13 protein-coding genes and 2 riboswitches are annotated in these 14,304 nt (G+C 62.6%); of the genes, 6 read left to right on the top strand and 7 right to left on the bottom strand.

Annotation, left to right across the window (positions count from 1 at the left end; genetic code table 11):
* The first annotated feature begins 431 nt into the window (after window positions 1-431).
* The 6 genes from BV95_RS03585 to BV95_RS03560 all read left to right on the top strand — a co-directional run bounded on the left by BV95_RS03585 (window position 432) and on the right by BV95_RS03560 (window position 7,162).
* Entirely contained in the window at window positions 432-1,412 is a 981-nt protein-coding gene (locus tag BV95_RS03585; protein ID WP_037447557.1) for a hypothetical protein, read from the top strand.
* The gene (locus BV95_RS03580; protein WP_035386815.1) at window positions 1,409-2,017 is read left to right on the top strand and encodes a zinc metalloprotease; all 609 of its coding nucleotides are present in this window, start codon (window positions 1,409-1,411) and stop codon (window positions 2,015-2,017) included. The genes BV95_RS03585 and BV95_RS03580 overlap by 4 nt, the downstream gene beginning before the upstream one ends.
* 1 nt (window position 2,018) lies before the next feature.
* Window positions 2,019-2,498 (top strand): hypothetical protein, encoded by a 480-nt coding sequence (locus BV95_RS24505; protein ID WP_231376736.1) that lies wholly within the window; start codon window positions 2,019-2,021, stop codon window positions 2,496-2,498.
* Between the two features lie 827 nt (window positions 2,499-3,325).
* Window positions 3,326-3,557: riboswitch (cobalamin riboswitch) on the top strand.
* 176 nt (window positions 3,558-3,733) lie between these two features.
* Window positions 3,734-5,665 carry a TonB-dependent receptor plug domain-containing protein gene (locus BV95_RS03570; RefSeq protein WP_037447551.1) on the top strand — a complete coding sequence of 644 codons (1,932 nt, stop codon included), beginning with the start codon at window positions 3,734-3,736 and terminating at the stop codon, window positions 5,663-5,665.
* An 11-nt stretch (window positions 5,666-5,676) separates the two neighbouring features.
* On the top strand, window positions 5,677-6,231 hold the full coding sequence (locus tag BV95_RS03565) for a hypothetical protein (protein WP_051749615.1): 555 nt from the start codon (window positions 5,677-5,679) through the stop codon (window positions 6,229-6,231).
* 1 nt (window position 6,232) lies between these two features.
* On the top strand, window positions 6,233-7,162 hold the full coding sequence (locus BV95_RS03560) for a cobalamin-binding protein (protein WP_037447548.1): 930 nt from the start codon (window positions 6,233-6,235) through the stop codon (window positions 7,160-7,162).
* Between the two features lie 103 nt (window positions 7,163-7,265).
* A riboswitch (cobalamin riboswitch) is annotated at window positions 7,266-7,466 on the top strand.
* Window positions 7,467-7,550: 84 nt separating this feature from the next.
* Here BV95_RS03560 and BV95_RS03555 read toward each other — a convergent pair.
* From BV95_RS03555 to BV95_RS22635, 7 genes are all read right to left on the bottom strand, one after another.
* Window positions 7,551-8,914 (bottom strand): IS3 family transposase gene (locus tag BV95_RS03555; RefSeq protein ID WP_409372080.1). Its coding sequence is split into 2 segments (ribosomal slippage): window positions 7,551-8,564 and window positions 8,567-8,914, totalling 1,362 coding nucleotides; the frame shifts between segments, so codons are not numbered across the junction.
* Between the two features lie 115 nt (window positions 8,915-9,029).
* The gene (gene istA, locus BV95_RS03545; RefSeq protein WP_081873267.1) at window positions 9,030-10,541 is read right to left on the bottom strand and encodes an IS21 family transposase; all 1,512 of its coding nucleotides are present in this window, start codon (window positions 10,539-10,541) and stop codon (window positions 9,030-9,032) included.
* Window positions 10,542-10,719: 178 nt separating this feature from the next.
* Complete coding sequence (locus tag BV95_RS03540; RefSeq protein ID WP_037447536.1) at window positions 10,720-11,127, bottom strand: hypothetical protein; 408 nt, start codon at window positions 11,125-11,127, stop codon at window positions 10,720-10,722.
* A gap of 17 nt (window positions 11,128-11,144) precedes the next feature.
* Window positions 11,145-12,494 (bottom strand): S1 family peptidase, encoded by a 1,350-nt coding sequence (locus BV95_RS03535; RefSeq protein WP_037447533.1) that lies wholly within the window; start codon window positions 12,492-12,494, stop codon window positions 11,145-11,147.
* 285 nt (window positions 12,495-12,779) lie between these two features.
* Complete coding sequence (locus BV95_RS03530) at window positions 12,780-13,085, bottom strand: HigA family addiction module antitoxin (protein ID WP_205499322.1); 306 nt, start codon at window positions 13,083-13,085, stop codon at window positions 12,780-12,782.
* Between the two features lie 122 nt (window positions 13,086-13,207).
* Complete coding sequence (locus BV95_RS03525; protein WP_037447529.1) at window positions 13,208-13,483, bottom strand: type II toxin-antitoxin system RelE/ParE family toxin; 276 nt, start codon at window positions 13,481-13,483, stop codon at window positions 13,208-13,210.
* 79 nt (window positions 13,484-13,562) lie between these two features.
* Window positions 13,563-14,126 (bottom strand): MobA/MobL family protein, encoded by a 564-nt coding sequence (locus BV95_RS22635; RefSeq protein WP_125962619.1) that lies wholly within the window; start codon window positions 14,124-14,126, stop codon window positions 13,563-13,565.
* Window positions 14,127-14,304 lie beyond the last annotated feature (178 nt).

Raw genomic sequence — 14,304 nt, 5'->3', positions numbered from 1 at the left:
CTATGTTGCCCTAGTTTTCTTTACCGGGTAGATTTACGTCGAACAGGCCGGTTTGGCAACGCGAGCGGACTCGCATGGCGATGGGCAGGCAAATCTCCGTTTTCCTTACCTGCGACACGGACCGTCGGCGGTGACGCCTGGCGCCGCCGCCTTTCCCGAAAAGGATCCCATGCGAGACGGGATCGCTACGCGTTGGGGTGTCATTCCGCCCCCAACCGGACCCAGCCACCAGCGGCGCATTTTTCAACAGCCCCGGCCGTTTGTTGAACAACCGTCCTTAACAATCCGAGTGTCCGGGCAAAAAAGGCTTGCAATGTAGGATTCTAAATCGTTCACCCTTTGTTCCGTACTCATGGTGAGTCGGGCTTCGCAGGGGAACGGGTCGCTCCAGCTCCAGCGGGGATGATGAATGTAACGAACCAGGAGGATGTATGCGTAATCGCTTAATCCCGTCGGGCGCTCTCGCCTGCGGCGTGGCGGCTCTGTCGCTGCTCACGTCCGGCGTGGCCGCCCAAGAAACGAGCACACCGCCCGCCACACAGGACGAGGCCGTTCCTCAGGCTGACCCGGCTGTGGTCAACGCCCGCCAGAACCGAACCGATGATCAAGCCGTTGCCGGTTTTCTCGATCGCAAGCGTGAGCGGCAAGCCCGCCGTGAAACCGCTCTCGGTCGCCGTGGTGCCGGTGGGGACCAGCAGGAGCTGCGTCGTCTCTACCGTGCGCTCAACATCCCTCGTCCTAACCCGCGTGCACAAATCTCGGCCGCGAACCAGTCGGCGCTGGCGGAGAGCTTCGAGACTGACTCGATCCAGCTTCTCCAGTCGCTCGACTTCAAGCCGGCACGGGTGCGTCGCCTCGCGGATGCCGGGCTCAACCCGCTTCAGGCGGCCGCAGCCTATACGCGTGGGACAGCGAGTGTGACGGACTACGCGTTGCTGTCCGACGTTGTCGCGGTCGCCCGGGTTGTCGAAGTACGGAACGAGCGGCTGGGCGACGGTTTCCGTTCGACGGTGCTCCTTGAGATCACCGACTCGATCCTCGGCCGTGCTCCCAATCGGCCGATCGCACTTCGTCAGCGCTCGGGCGAGGATGAGAATGGTCAGACGCTGCGGGTAACGAGCGAGCTTCAGGCCGTCGATGGTCAGAGCTACCTCGTGATGCTGTCCGCGGGGCTTTATGGCCAGCTTGCCACCGAGGGAGCTGGAAATCCTGCTGCTTCCGCACGGGGTGCGGCCAGGAACTATGTCCAGCTCGGGCCAACGTACCTCGTCCAGGGCGACACGCTGACGCCGGTCGACACGGGCGAGGTGTCCCCCACGACGCTCTCGCAACTCAAGGCAACGCTCGCGCCGGTCGCGCGGGCTCGGAACACCGCGGATGACGCCGCGCCGGCGCAGGAGACGGTACAGTGAAGAAGATCACGCTCATCGCGGCCTTGGCCGCCATCATCAGCTCGGGCTCCGCATCGGCGCAGACGATCGGCCCGCGCTGGCCGACCACTACCAAGTCGGTGTACCTGCACATCGCCATGCCGGCGGGCTGCGACCCTGCCCTCGGGCGAGCGGTCAGCAACTGGAACGCTCAAGGGTCGCGCTTCTACTATCAGTGGGACGCGGCGAATAACCTGACCACCACGCGAGGGACCGAGACCACGGCTCAGATCGTGACCGTGGAGGACGGCTATCCCACCAACTCGACCGCCCTCGCGTCGACCAACCTGTGGACCAGCGGATCGACCATCACCCAGGCAGACGTGATCGTGAAGGCCGATTACCTCTGGTATTATGGCGATGAGTCGGGTGGGCGGTTCCATTGCCCGTCTACTCGGTCGAGCCCTCCTTCCGGCTCGTTTGATTATGAGTCGACCATGACGCATGAGCTCGGCCATGCTTTGGGCTTCGGTGAAGCCAACAACACGGCGTGCGTCATGCACTATAGTCAGCCGGCGGGCGTGGTGCGTCGCACCCCGTGCTCGACGGAGACGACAGCGCTTCGCAACGCCTACGGAGTGCGGTGATATGAGGGTCGCGGTGTGGTCGGTAGCGGGATTGCTGCTAGTGTCCTGCTCGCCGAACGCACCGCAACCCGAGGTCCCGGCCGGCTGGAAGTCGGTCGGGATCCCTTCGTGCTGCACGGTCGCCATTCCATCAGATGCGACTCTGAAGGCGGGAAAGGACCCGGTAGACGATCCGGTGTTCCTGCTGCGCGGGCCGGGCTACGAAGGCATGTTCACAGTGACAGGCCGAGGATCGGCGCTGCCGATCGCGAGCTCCGGGACCAACTACAAAGCGGATCAGCTCACGCTCGACGGCCGCCCCGCAGGCGTAGCTTCCTACCGTGTCGCCGACCCGAACTATCCCGAGCGCCGCAGCCTTCTGTGGACGTTTGCTGGGCGGAACGACGGATCGGGGAAGAACCTGGTGCTTGATCTTTCCTGCAAGGAAACGGGTTGTGCCGTATTCCTGCCTATGATCGGCTCCCTCGACGCAAAACCATGAATACTCGCTGCCTTATGGGTCAATGCCGACCGGGAAGCCGATCCGGCTTGTCGGCCGGCTGGAGCGTTCGTTATGGGGCGACGACGACTTTGGCCGGTTCCAGCTAGACGACGCCGCGGTCATCGCAGTCGACGGGCCACGTTGAGGCGGGCCCGGCTGGGCCGAAGGTCGAGCCCACGGGTTGGGTAGGCGGGATAACGACGCAGCCGCTACGATCGGGGCGGTTCCTTTATACCGGCTGGGGCATGAAGAGAATCCTATCCCGACCATTGATCCCATTCGGGACGGTCGCGGCCAGCGCGCTTCGACTGGTTCAGTCGTAAACGTATATCTGTGCCCGCTCTATGCGCCACCCGCTGTTCGCAAAAGCCTTCCTTTCTGACGACCTTGCCGGCGGGCCATGGTAAGCGTCCGGTCGAAACCGTTGTCGGCAATGGCCAGTTTCGGGATGCGGGTGGCGGCACCGGAATGACCGATTGGAGGGTGGGTGTGCGCCGGTCGGCTTTTAGGCCGCGCATTCAATATAGAGGACATTGAACCGGCGACGAAGTTGGACCGTATGCGATCTGTCCGGCTTGCGCATTAGAAACTAAAATGCTGCCGTACGGCTTCCGACACCATTCGCGATATTTTAGAAAGGGTTGAGAATCGATCTCAGACGAAAGCGAAAGCTGGTGCCAATCCAAAGGTCGACGGATCAACATCTGGGCTTTTCAGTTGGTGACCTAAACAGATACGATGGATTAAGTTCACCTACCCCCTAAAACGGCGACCATCGTCTTGCTGCGTTGCTCTGGAACTGCGCGCTTGCCGCTCATTCGACCAAAGTCTATGAGACGAGCGTCGGCAGAATCAAATGTCGATAAAGCGTGCCGGTAACGGGAACGCAGTGAGGTCTCGATAGGCCAATTCTGCGGCTGTCCCTGCAACTGTAAGCGGCGAGCGCGTAACATGGGTGGGGTTGGCTCCACAACCACTGGGCGGCAATTGTCGTCTGGGAAGGTATGTTTCGTGCGACAACCCGTGAGCCAGGAGACCGACCGGCGCGTGTCGCTCTTGCCGGGCTCATGGGATTGGCCAGGCGCGAAACGAATTTCGTCCGGGCGACGAGTAGCGGTTGGAGCCGCATCGGCAGGACTGCCGGGGGATGCACGCGTCCGTCCCTAGCAGTCTCGTCGACCGCACTCGTGCGGACGCTCCGGCCAAGTCGCCCGGCGCCCCGGAAATTCGTTCTCATGAAATACATTCACCTGTCGCTTCTGTCTTCCGTGCTTCTGCCGGCTCCATCGCTCGCTCAGACCATCGATCCCGCTGCCGATCCAGAGACATCCAACACCTCGATCGTCGTCACCGGGAACCGCGCCACCGATCCCATGCCGCTCGACCGGATCGGCGGATCGGTCACCGTCCTCGACGAGCAAATCCTCGACCGGAGGCAAGTCCGCGAGGTGTCCGACGTGCTCCGCGACGTCCCAGGGGTCGCGGTCGGACGGGTTCCCGGTCAGACACAGCTTCGGTTGCGCGGTGCTGAAGCCAACCATACGCTCGTCCTCGTTGACGGGATCGAGGTGTCGGATCCCTATGCCGGCGAGTTCGATTTCGGAACGCTTATCGCCGACGAGGCTTCGCGGATCGAGGTGCTGCGCGGACAGCAGAGCGCGATCTACGGGTCGGACGCGATCGGCGGCGTCATCCAGTACATCACTCTCGACGGCCGCGATGCGCCCGGGGCGGTCGCGCGGATCGAAGCCGGTTCGTTCGGCATGGTGAACGGTGCTGCCCGGATCGCTGGATATAGTGGCGATCTCGACTACGCGCTGTCCGCCACACTCAATACCACCGATGGCACGCCAGGCGCCCGGAACGGCACGCGCGATCTTGCGAACGACAGTGGTGCGGTCTCGCTGAAGACGACGTTCGCGCCATCAACCAATGCACGCCTCACTGGTGTATTACGCTACGCGCGCACCAATGCCGAATTCAACGACAGCGATTCCGATCCGGGAAGTCCGACCTTCGGATTCCAGGTCGATAGCCCCGGCAACCGCTTCGAGAACGAGGCTATCTATGTGCTCATCAGGGGCGAGCTAGACTTGCTCGACGATCGCTGGACCCAAGCGTTTTCGGCCCAGATCGCGGATACCCGGCGCGACGGTTTCGCTTCGACTGGACGCAGCTATGGCAGCGAGGGCCAGAGGTTGAAAGGGTCCTACGATACGACGTTGCGTATCGAGGCTGGCGGTCTGACCCACCGGGTCACGGCGGCTCTCGATGTCGAACGCGAACGCTTCCGTAACACCGATCCGACCGGCTTCGCATTCACCGGTCGCCGACAGATCGACAATGTCGGTCTCGTCGGCCAGTATGCGATCGATCTCGGAGACCGAGCGAGCGCGTCCGCATCCATCCGCAGGGACTGGAACGACCAGTTCGCCGATACAACCACGTACAGGCTTCAGGCGAGCTATCGGATCGCTGCGGCTACGCGAGTGCGCGGGGCCGTCGGATCGGGGGTGAAGAACCCCTCGTTCTACGAACTATATGGGTTCGTGGACGGCCGTTTCATCGGCAATCCCGACCTCAGGCCCGAGAAGTCGAGCGGATGGGAGATCGGGATCGACCAGTCGCTGTTCGGTGAGCGCGCTTCAATCGGGGTCACCTATTTCGAGAGCGAACTGGACGAAGAGATCTTCACTTCTTTTCCGCCCCCGAACTTCGTCGCCAGCCCTGGCAATCGCGATACCGTATCCAAGAGAAACGGCGTCGAAGTGTTCGGCGAGGCGCGCTTCGCGGAAGCTTGGCGCGTCAATGGAGCCTACACCTATCTGCGTTCCCACGAGGATGGCGCGCGCGAAGTGCGGCGGCCCTCCCATACCGCCAGCCTGGCTGTCGACTGGCGCGCTCCCAAGGATGCCGGAGGGGTCACGCTCGTTGCGCGCTACAATGGAGAGACGATCGACAGCGCTTTCATCGATCCCTCGTTCGTGCCGGTTCGCGTGCAACTGGACGACTACTTTCTGCTGAACGTCAACGCCGACGTGAGGGTGATGGATAATGTCGAGCTGTTCGGCCGAGTCGAGAATTTGACGGCCGCCGATTACGAGGATGTCTTCAGTTTCGCGACGCCCGGACGCTCGTTCGCCATTGGCGCGCGCGCGCGTTTCTAAGGAGAATTTCGATGACGGATGAAATGATAGCAAAGTCCGACATTGCGAGGTTCGCATGGCCTGTCACACTTGCCTTGGCGACGGTGGGCGGATCGCTGGTTGCCGCCTGCATGATGCCGTTCGTGGCTGTTACGATCGTGACCGCCGCGACCATGCGCCGCTCGCTCGCGTTAACGACGATCCTCGCGATCTGGGCGACCAACCAGTTGCTGGGGTTCACCGTCCTCGGCTACCCGCACACGGGATATGCGTTCGCCTGGGGCGGTGCGCTGGGCATCGCATCTATTCTCGCCATGCTCGCCGGTGCCATCATCATGGGAGAACAAAACGAGCTGAGCACCCTCCGGACATTTGGCGCCTTTCTGATCGGCTTCGCTGTTTACGAGGCTGCGCTATTCGGGTTTGCTTTGGTGGTAGGCGGGACAGAGACTTTCACGATGGCGATCGTGGGACAGATCTTCGCGAACGATGCATTATGGTTCGCAGGACTGTTGTTGGCGTCCTGGCTCCTCGCCAGAGCCGCTCCCACGCTATTCGGACCTTCTCCGCGAATACGGTTCGCCTGACATGGCGCAGCCGCGCATCGTGTCCCTCCTGCCGAGCGCGACCGAAATCGCCGTCGCACTCGGATTGGGAGAGAGCCTCGTCGGTCGCTCGCACGAATGCGATTATCCGCTTTTCGTAAAGGCATTGCCGGTCGTCACGTCGACCAGACTCGAGAAAGGACTGACGTCGCGGCAGATCGACGACCGGATCCAGGAAATCGTGAGGCAAGGACTGTCGGTATACGAAGTCGATACCGCGCTTCTGCGGGACTTGCGGCCCGACCTCATCTTGACCCAATCGCAATGCGCGGTCTGCGCGGTCACCCCTGCCGATCTGGAAGAAGCACTCGGCGACTGGATCGGAACCGCCCCGACGCTGCTGTCGCTGGCACCCGATACATTGGAAGATGTATGGAGCGATTTCGCTAAGGTCGCCGAAGCGGCGGGAATTCCCGAGCGTGCATCATCGGTCGTCGGTGACTTGAAGGAGCGGATGTCAGGGCTATCCCGAAGTAGCGCGGAGAGGATGGATCGCCCGCGTGTCGCCGCGATCGAATGGATCGATCCGCTGATGGCTGCAGGAAACTGGGTACCCGAACTAATCGAGGCGGCCGGCGGTCACCCATTGTTCGCGCGAGCCGGAGAACATTCCTCGTGGCTGAATTGGGACGACTTGATTGCCGCCGATCCCGATCTGATCGTTGCGATGCCCTGCGGATATCTGTTGCCACAAACGCTCGCCGATCTGGGGTCGCTCGTCGACCACTTCGGTTGGAAAGACCTTACCGCGGTTCGCAAAGGGAAGGTCTTTGCCGTTGATGGCCACCATCTTTTCAATCGTCCTGGCCCACGACTCGTCGAATCGGCTGAACTGATCGCGCAGTTGGTTGGGGCGACGCCAACACAGGCATTGGAGATGGGACGGGATTGGATCTCCATCGATGGGGTTTGACGATGTTTTTCGCGCTATTCGACGCGAAACGAGCGCATCAGCCCTTGTTTTCAAAGCTGCGTACCGATACTCAAAATCAGCTGCATGCAAAGTTGCGCGCATTCAGCTTCAAGTTCGCACCGGTAACGGGAACACAGTGAGGCCCTCCAAGGTCAAATCTGCGGCTGTCCCTGCAACTGTAAGCGGCGAGCGAGAAATACTGGCGGGTCACTCCGCAACCACTGGACTGATTGTTTGGTTCGGGAAGGTGTATTTCAAGTGATGACCCGCGAGCCAGGAGACCGACCGGAGCGAGTCGCTCTTGCCTGATTCATTGTCCGTCGTCAGAACATTCGGCACAACTCGCGGCGTAGATTAGCGGAGTGCGGACCTCGTCAGGGGGTTGATGTTAGGCGGCGAACTTGCGGTGCTGCAAGCGCCGATGATCGATGGTCTGTCGCTTGATCCTTTCGCGCAGTTTGATGATTGCCGGAGCCCTGCCGAAGTAGGCGTCGGCAGGCGTCACGTTGGCCAGGCTCTCGTGGTATCGCTGGTGATTGTAGTGCTCGACGAAGGTCTCGATGTGGGCTTCGAGGTCGCCGGGCAGGAAGTAGTTTTCCAGCAAGATGCGGTTTTTCAGGGTCTGGTGCCAGCGCTCGATCTTGCCCTGGGTTTGGGGATGACACGGGGCGCCGCGGACATGGCTCATCTTCCGGGCCTCGATGTATTCCGCCAGCTCACCCGCGATGTAGCTGGGGCCATTATCGCTGAGTAGCCGGGGTTTGTGCAGCACCGTGGCGCTGTCGCAACCAGAAGCCGCCAGGGCGAGGTCCAGCGTGTCGGTGACGTCCTCGGCTCGCATGTTGGTGCACAGCTTCCAGGCGATGATGTAGCGCGAGAAGTCGTCGAGCACGGTCGACAGATACATCCAGCCCCACCCGATGATCTTGAAGTAGGTGAAGTCGGTCTGCCACATCTCGTTCGGCCGCGTGGTTTTCGTGTGGAACTGATCGGCAGCCTTGATCACGACATAGGCGGGGCTGGTGATCAGGTCGTGGGCCTTCAACAGGCGGTAAACCGTGGATTCCGACACGAAGTAGCGCTGCCCATCGGTGAAGCGCACGGCCAGTTCCCGGGGGCTCAGCTCAGACTGTTCCAGCGCCAGCTCGATGATCTGGTCGTGGATGCCCGCCGGGATGCGGTTCCACACCCGGCTCGGCGCCGATGGCCGATCTTCCAACGCCTCCGGCCCGCCTTCGAGGTAGCGATCATACCAGCGGTAGAATGTCCGACGAGGGATGCCGAGTTGGTCCAGCGTGCGCTTGGCCGACAGGTGCGACTGCTCGACGGTTCTGATGATCTCGAGCTTCTCGGATGCGGGATACCTCATTCGTCGTTGCCCCCATCCGCGACCATGCTTTTTTTGAGCAGACGGTTTTCCAGTGTCAGATCGGCCACGCATTCCTTCAGGGCCCGGGCTTCGCGGCGCAGGTCCTGGACCTCTCCGGTGGTCGCGGCACGGGCGGTGTCGCCGGCCAGGCGGCGCTTGCCAGCTTCCATGAACTCCTTCGACCAGGTGTAATACAGGCTCTGGGCAATGCCTTCCTTGCGGCATAGCTCGGCGATGCTGTCTTCCCCGCGCAGGCCATCCAGCACGATGCGGATCTTGTCCTCGGCCGAAAAGTGGCGCCGGGTCTGTCGGCGGATGTCCTTCACTACCCGCTCTGCTGAGGCCTTGGCGGGCGATTTTACATTGGAGGATCTGGGCTTCATCTTCGTTCCTTCGTCACTACGACGAAGCCCAGATCCTCCTTAAATCACAACCTCAAATCTGTGCCATTGGTGCTGACGGCGGACAAGGCCAAGGTCCGCCATGGCCGTCATCATCTCATGCCGCTGCATGGAGGCCTCGCAGGCTGTCATAGCGGGCGCAGTCGGCACGCGGCGGGTGGCGCAGCGCCAGGTCCTCGGGCGTGACGATGGTCAGCGGCCGGGGCGGCTCGCGTCGGCGGGCCAGGATGTTGACGATGACGTCGTCGCTGGCGGTGCCCGCCAGCAATGCTTCGCGCACGGCCGCTTCCACCGCCTCCAGCCCGTCGTCGAGCACGGCTGCCAGCACGCGCACGAACCGCCGGTCGGCATCGTCACCGGCGCCGAGCTTGCGGCGCAGTCGTGACAGCGCAGGCGGCAGCTCCCAGCCCTGGAACGGCGCGCCATTGCGCAGGGCGCCCGGCTTGGTCACCAGCACCGGCAGGTAATGCCAGGGGTCGTAGATGGTCCGGTCACGCCCGAAGAACCGGGGATGGTCGGCGACGACCTGGCCGTCGCAGCGCACGACGATGCGGTCGGCATAGGCGCGGACCTGGACAGCCCGCCGAACCGCCCGGGCGGAGACGGAGTAGCGGTTGCGGTCGAAGCTGATGAGGCATGTGCCGCTCACCGCGTGCTCGCTCTCATGGAAGCCGTCGAAGGGCGCGACGACCGGCTGGAGCACGCCACGCTCGGCAGCCCATGCCTGCGCGACGGTCAGCTCCTTCTGCTCCGGATGCCGGTGCATGTCGGCCCAGCGACGACACTCCGCCTCCAGCCAGCCGTTCAGCTCCTCGATGCTGGCAAAGCGCAAGCGCGGCTGGAAAAGCCTGCCACGCGCGGTCTGCACCTGGTTTTCGACCTGGCCCTTCTCCCAGCCTGACGCCGGCGAGCAGGCCGTCGGCTCGACCATGTAGTGGTTGGCCATGACCAGGAAACGCCGGTTGAAGACCCGCTCCTTGCCGGTGAACACGCTCGTCACCGCCGTCTTCATGTTGTCGTAGATGCCGCGCGTCGGCACGCCTCCGAAGAAGGCGAACGCCCGCGCATGGGCGTCGAACACCATCTCCTGTGTCTCGCGCGGATAGGCTCGCACATACATGGCCCGCGAAGCGCACAGCCGCACATGGGCGACCTTCACGCGCATCGGCTTGCCCGCGATCTCGACGTCCTCGTGGCTCCAGTCGAACTGATACGCCTCGCCTGGTCGGAACAGCAGCGGGATGAACGCCGGCGCATTCATCACGTCGCGACGCCGCGCCTGCCGCCAGCGGGCCGCATAGCGGCGCACCGCGTCGTATGAGCCGTCGAACCCCTCGCGCAGCAGCAGATCGTGGATACGCGTGAGGCGCAGCTTCTCGCGCCGCGGCCGTGCCTCGTCTTCCTCCAGCAACGCATCCAGTCGCGTCTGAAACGGCCCCAGCTTCGGCAGCGGCTGCACCTCCCGCCGGTAGCCCATGTCCGCCTCCGGCGCCCGGATCGCCTTGCGCACCACCTTGCGCGACAGGTGCAGGTCCCGCGCTATCGCCTTGATGGCCTTCCCCGACGCGTGCTCGCGCCGGATCCTCAACACCGTCTCCAATACCAGCATCCCGATCTCGCCGCCTGACACACCGCCAAGCGAGCACCCTAGACCACCGGGATGAGGGGTCCTTTTTCGACGCCGATCACCCCGCTACCGGGGTCCCTTTTCCACGCCGATCCACAAGCGTGAGCAGGAAATAGCGCTGTTGGCGAGCAGACACCGCTACGATTGCAAGCCCCTACACCTACCCGGGCGAGCCCATGCTAAGGAGCCGTTGAGAGCATCTATCGGGCAAGCCGATCGAGGCGGCCGCCTCGCCGGCTTCGGCGCCGACCTCCGAAGCAAAGGACAGGCTGTACTCCCGCCCGATCGGAAACCGCCTACCTCCCACGACGATCGCGTCGCCGCGAGCGTCGAGGGTCGATCCTAGCGGCAGGACCGGCGTCAGGACGGTGGAGCCGACGCGGACCTGAAGGCAGCCATCCTTCACGAAGAAGGTGCCATAATCCCGTGTGGCGTTCCGCAACCGGTTCGCGGCCTCCGGCAGCTCGGTCACGACCGTCACGCCCGAGCTTTGGCCAACCGCGAACGGCCATACCTTCTTCTCCCGGTCAGCGTTACAGGCGGCGAGCGCCCCTAACGCCAACATCATCGGGACCGCTCGGGCGCTCAAGGCACCAATAGCCCTTGGGTGGTGTGGATCAGGAAGGGAACCCTGTCGTTCACCCGATCGATCGGCATATATGAGAACGAACAAGCGCTCCCGGTGCAGGGACGCCCATAAGCGTCGGTGCTGCCTCCCTTGAGAATGCCATAGGCGACGATCTCGTACGAGCCGTTCGGGTATGAGAATACAGGCGCCCCGCTGTCGCCGCCGAAGGCGATCACCTGCTGGCTCGATCCGCTGACCTTCACGAAGCTCGAATAACTCACGCCTCGATCATCGGTGCCCGACACCGAGCTTGACTGGACGGTGCCGCAGGTGAAGCCGGTCGTCATGCCGCTCTTGCACACGGGCATTCCGATATAGTGGTTCGAGTTGTAGGACGACTGCTTGAGCGTACCCCGGGTGGTGAAATAGCCATCTCCATAGAAGCCCGGAACCGTGTTCACGTAGGACGGGTAATCGGTCACCGCCTTGGAGTTCTGGAAATAGACCCAGTACCCGGTGCTAAGGCCGACCACCGGATGATAACGGAAATCATAGAGGTCGCCATAACGCGTCTCCGTTGCGGCCGGCAGTTGCACCAGGTGGCTACCATCGGACCCGACCACGTAGGGCGGGTTCGTCCGGCAGTGGGCGGCGGTCAGGATCGAGTCCCGGCCGTTGCTGTCCCTTCCGGCGAAACCGTAACTACAGGTCGCGCGCCCGGTCGAGTCGACCAGCTCCCATCCGCCATAGACCGCATCGCCTGGCCGCACGTTGGTCTGGAAGGTTTGTAGAATCGGCCCCACCTCGACCTTCACGGCCGAGCGCAACGTCGGGGGGATCAAGCCCCGGGCCGTCTGAGCAGCCGCTTGGTCTTTCACCGTGACGACATAATTCTGGCTTCTCGGCTCGAAATACGTCTCGAAGGGAAGCTTGGCGGCGGTGATGGCCTTCAAGATCGCATCCAGGTCCTGCTGCGCCGCCGCGAGCGATTTGGTCGCGTTGCGCAGCTGCACATAGCGCCGCAGCTTCGCCGGAATCTGATCCAGGAACGCCTTGCGCTCGTCCTGGCCGGTGAATGCGACGATGATCTTGAACGTCGGCGTGTGCTCCACCCACAGGCCCGCGAAGCCGTCCGGATCGCTGGCGACCGCGACGTCCACGATTTGCTGGACATCGCGGAGGACGTCGACACGCTCTGCCGCCTCCGCGGCCGAGATACCGTATTGCTGGGCTAGGTACTCGACCTGGAGGTCCTTGCCCGACCCCTTGGAGTTTTGCGGTGTCGGGAGTGGGGGAGCCTTCATCTCCTGCGCCGCGAGCGGCGTGGTGCAGAGAAGGGCCGAAATGACGGTAAGCAACGTACGCATGCATTCTCCTGATGACGATCATCTACAGCATGGACGGCCCGACCGTTGCGGCGGACCACCCAAGCCCGACTCACCATGAGTGCGGAACAAAGGGTGAACGATTTAGAATCCTACATTGCAAGCCCTTTTTGCAGGTCCGACCTGCGCTTCTCTGAAACGAGGGCGTATGAGAAAGCCCGCCTCGCTGTCGGCGTAAAGCGGGCGGCGAGGCGGGCTTTTCCCAGAATTTGTTCCCAATTCACTTTTCCCGAAATGGCTCGACCTCGACGGGAAATCGAGAAAGGATCAGGCGGCTTCCAAGGTCGGGATACGCGCGATGATATCGGCATCCTTCACGGCCTGCACGCGCAGGTCGTAATTGCGCTGCATGTTCACCCACATTTCGGGCGTGGTGCCGGTGAGCTTGCCGATCCGAAGCGCCATAGTCGGGGTGACATCCTGCTTTTCAGCGAGGATATCGTAGAGGGTCTGCCGCGACACCTCGATCAGCCTGGCGATCTCCGCCTTGGGCTTGTTGAGCGCGGGCAGAATGTCCTCCCGCAGCAGCTCACCGGGGTGCATCGGGGCAAGGCCGGATACGAGTTGGTTCATCATCTGTCTCCTGTCCGGGCCGATCCCGGATCATCATGCGTCTCTGTGTAAGTCCTATGTGTAAACTAAAGCCTTACATGTCAAGCAATGACTGACAGATTTTTAGGAGGGGGGACACCCTCCTAGTGATAGTCCTCGATGTTCACGTCGATCGCATCGCCGTCATCCCAAGCCCATGTGACCCGGTAATTGCCGCTGGCATCGACCGCATATCGTTTGGGCTTGGTGCTCAACCCATGAAAGCGAAAGCCCGGAACATTCATGTCCTCGGGCTTCGTGGCAGCATCCAGCGTGAGCAGGATGCGGCGAACGCGGTTGTGGTTCTGGACGGGAAGTTTTGAGCCATCTCCCTTGGTGGCGAAGGCTTCGAGCGCCTTGCTGGTGTATGTTTTAATCATAGACACATTGTAAGGCATTTCCTGACATTTGTCAAGCATTACCTTACACTCTGCCGAAAACGATTCTTCGACAGCGACCCTACCGCCCGAACCCGACATCCGGCCCGTCACGTCCACGCTGACGGTCTAGCTCCTGCTCTCGCTGCCGATCGCGCCCACGCTGCCCCGATTGGTCCAGCTCAATCGCCGGCACCTGGTCGCGCTGGGGTGACTGGTCGAGCGCCGGCACCGCCCCGAACCCGCCCTCGCTGCTGGTCTGTAGCCCCGATCGCATCGCCCGCGCTGCGCCCTGGACCAAGCTGGACATGCCCTGCATCGCTAGATCGGCACGCTCGCGGAGTTGGTGGGACCACTCCCGTATCCGCTCCTGACCACGCTCGATGTAGAAGCCCAGCCCCCGCTTCTCCATGATCGCCTCGTTCATCTGCCCGCGCGGGGTAACGGCGTGCGGCTCCTTGCCGGCCGCGATCTGCTCGGCCGACGCGCGCCGCTCGATCGCGGCCGACGCATGGCCCATCTTCACGGTCGGTTCGATATCCAGCCCCTGACGCTCGTAACTGCGGTGATCGACCCGCTCGGCTACCTGGGCGTGTTCCAGCGCGCTGTTGACCATCCCGGCCCACCGCTCGCGGATCGCCTCCACCTCCACCGAGGCCGTCGAGCGCTCGTACGACCAGTCTCAGAACCGAAAACTTCCCGCACCGCCCGCGCCCTCGTCAAAGACGATAAGCATCCCGGCTACGGCCAAACGGGCAAGGCGGCCCTCAGGCCACGCTTACAGCTTGTCTTGCTCGCAATCAGCGTAGATTCCTGCTCACGCT

This window comes from Sphingobium chlorophenolicum (assembly GCF_000722875.1).
Taxonomy (GTDB): Bacteria; Pseudomonadota; Alphaproteobacteria; order Sphingomonadales; family Sphingomonadaceae; genus Sphingobium; species Sphingobium chlorophenolicum.
This window is presented reverse-complemented; position numbering and strand designations above follow the sequence as displayed.

Excerpts from the sequence above, each read along its gene's own strand:
- BV95_RS03530 (WP_205499322.1), bottom strand. The coding sequence starts at position 13,085 with ATGAACCAACTCGTATCCGGCCTTGCCCCGATGCACCCCGGTGAGCTG.
- BV95_RS03560 (WP_037447548.1), top strand. The coding sequence starts at position 6,233 with ATGGCGCAGCCGCGCATCGTGTCCCTCCTGCCGAGCGCGACCGAAATC.
- istA (WP_081873267.1), bottom strand. The coding sequence starts at position 10,541 with ATGCTGGTATTGGAGACGGTGTTGAGGATCCGGCGCGAGCACGCGTCG.
- BV95_RS03585 (WP_037447557.1), top strand. The coding sequence starts at position 432 with ATGCGTAATCGCTTAATCCCGTCGGGCGCTCTCGCCTGCGGCGTGGCG.
- BV95_RS03540 (WP_037447536.1), bottom strand. The coding sequence starts at position 11,127 with ATGATGTTGGCGTTAGGGGCGCTCGCCGCCTGTAACGCTGACCGGGAG.
- BV95_RS03535 (WP_037447533.1), bottom strand. The coding sequence starts at position 12,494 with ATGCGTACGTTGCTTACCGTCATTTCGGCCCTTCTCTGCACCACGCCG.
- BV95_RS03565 (WP_051749615.1), top strand. The coding sequence starts at position 5,677 with ATGACGGATGAAATGATAGCAAAGTCCGACATTGCGAGGTTCGCATGG.
- BV95_RS03570 (WP_037447551.1), top strand. The coding sequence starts at position 3,734 with ATGAAATACATTCACCTGTCGCTTCTGTCTTCCGTGCTTCTGCCGGCT.
- BV95_RS24505 (WP_231376736.1), top strand. The coding sequence starts at position 2,019 with ATGAGGGTCGCGGTGTGGTCGGTAGCGGGATTGCTGCTAGTGTCCTGC.
- BV95_RS03525 (WP_037447529.1), bottom strand. The coding sequence starts at position 13,483 with ATGATTAAAACATACACCAGCAAGGCGCTCGAAGCCTTCGCCACCAAG.